Genomic DNA, 6,212 nt, shown 5'->3' with positions numbered 1-6,212 from the left:
GGCCACCGCGCCCGGCTTCCGGCGCCGTCCCGCGACGCGGGGCGCGGGGCGCCGCCTGCTGCCCGGCGGGTTCCGGACGCGGGGCCTAGCGCACCAGGCCCCACCGGAACCCGAGCGCCACCGCGTGGGCCCGGTCCGACGCGCCGAGCTTCTTGAAGAGCCGGCGCGCGTGCGTCTTGACCGTGTCCTCGGAGAGGAACAGCTCGCGGCCGATCTCGGCGTTGGAGCGGCCGTGGCTCATGCCCTCGAGGACCTGGATCTCCCGCGCGGTGAGCGTGGGCGCCGCCCCCATCTCGGCGGAGCGCAGCCGACGCGGGGCGAGCCGCCAGGTCGGGTCGGCGAGCGCCTGCGTGACCGTGGCCCGCAGCTCCGCGCGGGAGGCGTCCTTGTGCAGATAGCCCCGCGCGCCCGCGGCCACCGCGAGCGCCACGCCGTCGAGGTCCTCGGCGACCGTGAGCATGATGATGCGCGCTCCCGGGTCGGCCGACAGCAGCCGCCGGACCGTCTCGACGCCGCCCAGGCCGGGCATGCGTACATCCATCAGAATCAGGTCCGAGCGGTCGGCACCCCAGCGGCGGAGGACTTCCTCGCCGTTGGCAGCCGTCGTCACGCGCTCGACGCCGGGCACGGTCGCGACCGCGCGGCGGAGCGCCTCTCGGGCAAGCGGGGAGTCGTCGCAGACAAGGACGGAAGTCATGGCCGTCCTCCGCAGCTGATGCGCGTCACCTTGAGCCTCCAGGCTGGTACGAAATCGTCACCTGTGCGGTCGACCGTCTCGGACGCCCGCCCGAGCGCTTGTTCCTTCAACCGCCTCGCACTCTCAACGACGGTCACTCGAAAGAGTTACGGGGCCGTCTGCCATCTTCGGCACTCTACGTGAGGAGACGGACACGGTGGAGATACGCACGGCGGACCCCCGGACTTTCACCACGACTCATGCCCCATTCAGCCCCTTTTCTTCCCCTTCATTGGTGTCTGGGACTAGATTCGCAATGAGTCATATTTTCATCTCCTTGGACCGTAGTTGTACGGTCATGGGCACCGGATCCGCCCAGAACGGCTGCAAGGGGTTACGCAATGGCAGATTTCTCCCGCCTTCCCGGACCGAACGCGGACCTGTGGGACTGGCAGCTCCTGGCCGCCTGCCGGGGGGTGGACAGCTCCCTCTTCTTCCACCCCGAGGGTGAGCGCGGGGCGGCCCGGAGCGCTCGCGAGAACTCGGCCAAGGAGGTCTGCATGAGGTGCCCGGTGCGCGCCGAGTGCGCCGCACACGCGCTGGCGGTACGCGAACCGTACGGCGTGTGGGGCGGACTGACCGAGGACGAGCGCGAGGAGCTGATGGGACGGGCACGCAACCGGCTGGTGTCCACCTCCGGCGGGCACGCCTCCTCGAACAACTGAAGGAACGTTTCTTCAGACAGCACCGACACACCGGGGGCGCGCAGGCGTGCTCCCATTTCGTCACGGAGAGTGATCAACCGCCCCCCCCCGCGCGCGGTGACCGCGCGTCCGGGACCCCTTCCTACCGGGCGGCCGCTCCGGCCAGCTTCTCCAACGTCGCGGCGACCGCCGGCACCTGGGCCAGGTCCGGGAGGGTGAGCGCGACGATCTCCCGGCGCACGGCGGGTTCCAGCGCCACGGTGCGCACGCCCCGGGGCCGTACCGACTCGACGGCCAGCTGGGGCAGTACCGCGACCCCCAGTCCGGCGCCGACCAGCCCGGCGACGGCCGGATAGTCGTCGGTCGCGAAGTCGATGCGCGGGGTGAAGCCGGCCGTCTCGCACACCTCGACCAACTGGCCCCGGCACCGCGGGCAGCCGGCGATCCACGGCTCGTCGGCGAGTTCGCCTATGGCGACCGACTCCGCGCGGGCGAGCCGGTGCCGCTCGGGCACCAGCCCCACCAGCCGGTCCGACAGCAGCGGCCGTACCACGAGGTCGTCCCACTCCTCGGCGCCCGCCGCCCCCTCGTACCGGAAGGCGAGGGTCAGGTCGCAGTCGCCCTCGCGCAGCATCTCCACGGAGCGGGGCGGTTCGGCCTCCTCCAGGGAGACCCGGGTACCGGGGTGGGCTTCGCGCAGGGCGGCGAGGGCCGTGGGGACGAGCGTGGAACTGCCGCTGGGGAAGGAGACGAGCCGGACCCGGCCCGCCCGGAGCCCGGCGATGGCGGCGACCTCCTCCTCGGCCGCGGTCAGCCCGGCGATGATCCCGGCCGCGTGCCGCACCAGCGCCTCCCCGGCCTGCGTCAGGCGCATCTCACGGCCGCTGCGGATGAGCAGGGGCGTGCCGACGGACGCCTCCAGGGCCTTCATCTGCTGGCTGACGGCGGGCTGGGTGCAGCCCAGCTCCCGGGCCGCCGCGGAGAAGGAGCCGGTGGTGGCCACGGCGCGCAGCACGCGGAGGTGACGGGCTTCGATCACCCCTCAAGGATAAGCAGAGCTTTGACACCGCGTCGCATGATGCGTCGACGCTTTGACGTCCATCGCATACCGTGCGGGTCATGAAGCTTCTGTCTGTGAACCTGGGTCGTCCCGAGGCCGTGCCGTACACGGACCAGCGCGACGGTGTGACCGGCATCGACAAGCGCCCCGTGGACGGGCCGGTGCGCGTGGCGGCGCCGGGGCCGAAGGGGGTCGGCGGGAGCGGTCTGGCCGGGGACGCCGTGTGCGAGACGCGGCACCACGGCGGGGACGACCAGGCGGTGTACGCCGTGGCCCGCGAGGACCTCGACGAGTGGGAGCGCACCCTGGGGCGCCCGCTGGCGAACGGCTCGTTCGGCGAGAACCTCACCACCGAGGGGATCGACGTCTCCGGCGCCCTGATCGGTGAGCGCTGGGCCGTCGGTCCCGAGGCGGTGCTGGAGGTGACCTCCGGGCGCATCCCCTGCCGCACCTTCCAGGGCCACCTGGGCGAGAAGGGCTGGGTGAAGCGGTTCACGGAGCGGGGTGCGCCGGGGGCCTACTTCCGGGTGATCCGGCCCGGTGAGATATGCGCGGGCGACGCCGTGCGGATCGTGCACCGGCCGGAGCACGGGGTGACGGTCGCGCTGCAGTTCCGCGCGGCGACGACCGAGCGGACGCTGCTGCCCCGGCTGCTGGCGGCGGGCGAGGCGCTGCATCCGGAGGTACTGGCGACGGCGCGGACGTACGTGGAGAAGTACGGGGCGCGTTCGACGGCCTGACGTCGTGTCCATGGGATGACACGAAGCGGACGGCCCCGCTCCGGGTAACTACTCTTGCGCCATGACAACGGCTCTGATTACGGGATCGACGGCTGGGCTCGGTGCCGCGTTCGCGCGGCGGCTGGCGGCCGACGGACACGATCTGGTGCTGGTCGCCCGCGACACCGTCCGGCTGCGCGAACAGGCGACCGAGCTGCACGACCGTCACGGCATCGAGGCGGAGGTGCTGACCGCCGACCTGGCCGAGGACCAGGGCATCGAGGCGGTGGCCGACCGCCTCGGCGACCCGAAGAACCCCGTCGACCTGCTGGTCAACAACGCCGGCTTCGGCCACCGGGGCCGTTACCTCGAGGTCCCCATGGCCGACGAGCTGCGGATGCTCAAGGTGCACTGCGAGGCGGTGCTCCGGCTGACGTCGGCGGCGGTGGGGGCGATGCGCGGGCGCGGGCGCGGAGCCGTCGTGAACGTCGCCTCGACCGCCGCGTTCGTGCCGCGCGGCACCTACGGGGCGTCCAAGGCGTGGGTCGTGCAGTTCACCCAGGGCGCGGCGCAGGACCTGGCGGGCCACGGCGTGCGGCTGATGGCGCTGTGCCCCGGTTTCGTGCGCACCGAGTTCCACGCGCGGGCCGGGATGGGCACGGACAACATCCCGAACTGGATGTGGCTGGACGCGGACAAGGTCGCCGCGGCGGCGCTCGCCGACCTGGCCCGGGGCAAGTCGCTGTCGATCCCGGATCCGCGCTACAAGGCGCTGATGGGGGCGGCGAAGCTGGTCCCGCGCGGACTGCTGGGCGGGCTCTCGTCACGGACGGGCCGGAAGTACGGGCCCCGGTAGGAGCGGCCCGGCGGGCCCGCGGTCACGGCGGGACGGAGCCCGCCCCCCGGGAGAAAATGGGTGCTGACAGACCGGACCCGGGGCCGGAGGCGGGCGTCATGACCTTCGTACAGCTCATCGACTGCTGGACCAGCCGGTTCGAGGGGATGGACCGGCTCATGGACCAGTGGGTCGAGCAGACCAGGGGGAGGCGGACGGCGACGCACGCACGCGGTGGTCGGCAAGGACCGCGCGGACACGTCGCACGTCGTCGAGATCGTGGAGTTCCCGTCGTACGAGGAGGCGGTGCGGAGCTCGGGGCTGCCGGAGACCGACCGGATCTTCCGGGAGATGTCGGCCCTCTGCGAGGGTGCGCCGACCTTCACGGACCTGGACGTGGTGTGCGACGCGCGGCTGAACGCGGACTCCCGCGGCGCTTCTTCGAGGTGGTCGCCGCCGCGGACGACCTGTCCCCGATGACGGGCCTGGTCGAGGAGCACTACCGCGACCACGATCCGGCCAACGAGCAGGACGTCATCGGGCTCGACCACTTCCGGCGCGAGATGGACGTGTGGCGCGGCGGCTTCGACTTCGCGTTCCGCGTCGAGGACCAGATCGCCCAGGGGGACCGGGTGTGCACCCGCTGGAGCTGGGAGGGCACCCACAAGGGCGACTTCCTCGGCGTCCCGGCCACGGGGAGGAGGGTGGCCATGACGGGCACGACCGTCTTCCGCTTCGGCGACAACGGGAAGATCGTCGAGGGCTGGTGGCAGTACGACCGGCTGGGGCTGATGATGCGGCTGGGGGCGCTGGAGCCGACGGACGTCCGAGCCGCTCCGCACCCGGACGCCCGGCTCCGGGCCGCGTCGTCGACGACGGCGCCGGCACCCGCGCGGAGCCCGCCCCGAGGCCGGGCCGCGAGCGGTCCCCGCGTCATGAGGCCCCCACCGGTGGCGGGGGCCTCATGAGGCGGTGCGGGAGGGCGGCAGTGCCGGCGCGCTACGCCAGCGGCGACTGCCACCACCCGAAGTAGCCCCAGCCGCCCACCGCGGCGATCAGCCACAGCAGCAGCGCCAAGGAGATCCGGAGCTCCAGGTGGCGGCCCGCCCTGACGTCGAGCCCCGACCGGTCGAGCCGGAAGTCCCAGGCGGGCGTCTCCGGAGCGGGGCCGTCGCAGGTCCCGCACCTGTCGACGCCGCCCCCGCCCCGCTTCCTCTTCGCGTCCATCTCCCGCACCGTCCTCTCGTCGTGTCCCACCCGGACCCTATAACTCTACCTAGGTTGTGTACAAGGTAGGTAGATCATCGGGAGGGTGCGCCGCCGGGCAATTCGGCGGAGGCGACATAAGCCATGGACAAGGTAGGTAGAGTTAGGGATATGAGTGGATTCCGAATGACCAAGCAGACCGAGCTGGTCCTCAGGGAGCTGCTCCGGAACCCGACGCGAGCCCACTACGGGCTGGCAATCGGCCAGGCGGTGGGACTGCAGAGCGGGACCATCCAGCCCATCCTGGCCAGGCTCGGACGAGCGGGGATACTGGAGAGCTTCTGGGAGGACCCGGACGAGCACGCCGCGAGCACCCCACCCCGACCGCGACGCCGCTACTACCGGTTCACCACGGACGGCGCGGAGCAGGCCCGGGTGGCCCTGGCCCTGGCCCTGGCCCGCACCAGCAGAGGCGGGTCGGTGAAGCCCGGCCAGGCCGCCCCCACTCCCGTCACGGACTGATCGGACTGCACATCGATGGTCACCGCTCTCGCCGCCGCCGTCCTGTCCGTCTCGGCGGCCTCGGCCCTGCTCCTCGCCCTGCTGATAGCGGTGCGCGGAGGGAAGTCGACGACACGAATGATCAAACTGCTGTTCACGCTGCTGCCCGAGGAGCTCGACGCGTTCCTGGGACGGGTGGGCGAGCGGCTCGTGGCCCTGTGGCGGGCCGGCCGTGAGGGAAGGCGCGACGGGGGAAGGCCCGCCCCCCGCCACAGGGACACCCGGGTGGGCATCAGGCTGCGCCTCATCGGCGCCTTCTACCCCGCCGACGAGAAATGGCGCCTCGAGGAGGCGATGAACCACCGCAACGAGGTGCGGCGCGACGCCGGTGCGCCACGGTTCTCCTACCTGGCCGCTTTCGCGGGGGCGTGCAGGATGCGCTGGGAGGCGTGGACGGACCCCAAGCGGCAGGTCGACTGAGAGCGGGCGGTGGCGCGAGGGGAGAGCGGCC

8 protein-coding genes and 1 pseudogene are annotated in these 6,212 nt (G+C 72.3%); 6 read left to right on the top strand and 3 right to left on the bottom strand.

Annotated features, from left to right (window positions below):
- Positions 1-85: 85 nt before the first annotated feature.
- Positions 86-697 (bottom strand): response regulator transcription factor, encoded by a 612-nt coding sequence (locus tag ABTY20_RS27145; RefSeq protein WP_003948568.1) that lies wholly within the window; start codon positions 695-697, stop codon positions 86-88.
- A gap of 380 nt (positions 698-1,077) precedes the next feature.
- On the opposite strand from ABTY20_RS27145, the gene ABTY20_RS27140 reads away from it, so the two are divergent.
- On the top strand, positions 1,078-1,401 hold the full coding sequence (locus ABTY20_RS27140; protein ID WP_351999673.1) for a WhiB family transcriptional regulator: 324 nt from the start codon (positions 1,078-1,080) through the stop codon (positions 1,399-1,401).
- A 121-nt stretch (positions 1,402-1,522) separates the two neighbouring features.
- Here the strand turns inward: ABTY20_RS27140 and ABTY20_RS27135 are convergent, their stop codons facing one another.
- Positions 1,523-2,419 (bottom strand): LysR family transcriptional regulator, encoded by an 897-nt coding sequence (locus ABTY20_RS27135; RefSeq protein WP_351999672.1) that lies wholly within the window; start codon positions 2,417-2,419, stop codon positions 1,523-1,525.
- An 80-nt stretch (positions 2,420-2,499) separates the two neighbouring features.
- On the opposite strand from ABTY20_RS27135, the gene ABTY20_RS27130 reads away from it, so the two are divergent.
- The 3 genes and pseudogenes from ABTY20_RS27130 to ABTY20_RS27120 all read left to right on the top strand — a co-directional run.
- Positions 2,500-3,180: an MOSC domain-containing protein gene (locus ABTY20_RS27130; RefSeq protein WP_351999671.1), complete on the top strand. Its 681-nt coding sequence runs from the start codon at positions 2,500-2,502 to the stop codon at positions 3,178-3,180.
- Between the two features lie 61 nt (positions 3,181-3,241).
- The gene (locus ABTY20_RS27125) at positions 3,242-4,015 is read left to right on the top strand and encodes an SDR family NAD(P)-dependent oxidoreductase (RefSeq protein ID WP_351999670.1); all 774 of its coding nucleotides are present in this window, start codon (positions 3,242-3,244) and stop codon (positions 4,013-4,015) included.
- 98 nt (positions 4,016-4,113) lie between these two features.
- Positions 4,114-4,821: pseudogene (locus ABTY20_RS27120) on the top strand (ester cyclase); the annotation flags it as partial.
- 172 nt (positions 4,822-4,993) lie between these two features.
- Here the strand turns inward: ABTY20_RS27120 and ABTY20_RS27115 are convergent.
- Complete coding sequence (locus tag ABTY20_RS27115; protein ID WP_351999669.1) at positions 4,994-5,251, bottom strand: hypothetical protein; 258 nt, start codon at positions 5,249-5,251, stop codon at positions 4,994-4,996.
- Between the two features lie 120 nt (positions 5,252-5,371).
- On the opposite strand from ABTY20_RS27115, the gene ABTY20_RS27110 reads away from it, so the two are divergent.
- Both ABTY20_RS27110 and ABTY20_RS27105 read left to right on the top strand, forming a co-directional pair.
- Positions 5,372-5,722 carry a PadR family transcriptional regulator gene (locus ABTY20_RS27110; protein ID WP_351999668.1) on the top strand — a complete coding sequence of 117 codons (351 nt, stop codon included), beginning with the start codon at positions 5,372-5,374 and terminating at the stop codon, positions 5,720-5,722.
- Between the two features lie 15 nt (positions 5,723-5,737).
- A complete protein-coding gene (locus ABTY20_RS27105) occupies positions 5,738-6,181 on the top strand; it encodes a hypothetical protein (RefSeq protein ID WP_351999667.1) in 444 nt (147 codons plus the stop codon).
- The last annotated feature ends 31 nt before the right edge of the window (positions 6,182-6,212 follow it).

Origin of the sequence: Streptomyces sp. NPDC126497 (assembly GCF_040302425.1) — a bacterium.
In the GTDB taxonomy this organism is placed as follows: domain Bacteria; phylum Actinomycetota; class Actinomycetes; order Streptomycetales; family Streptomycetaceae; genus Streptomyces.
Note: the sequence above shows the minus strand (reverse complement) of the source record. Positions and strands in the feature narration are given on the sequence as shown.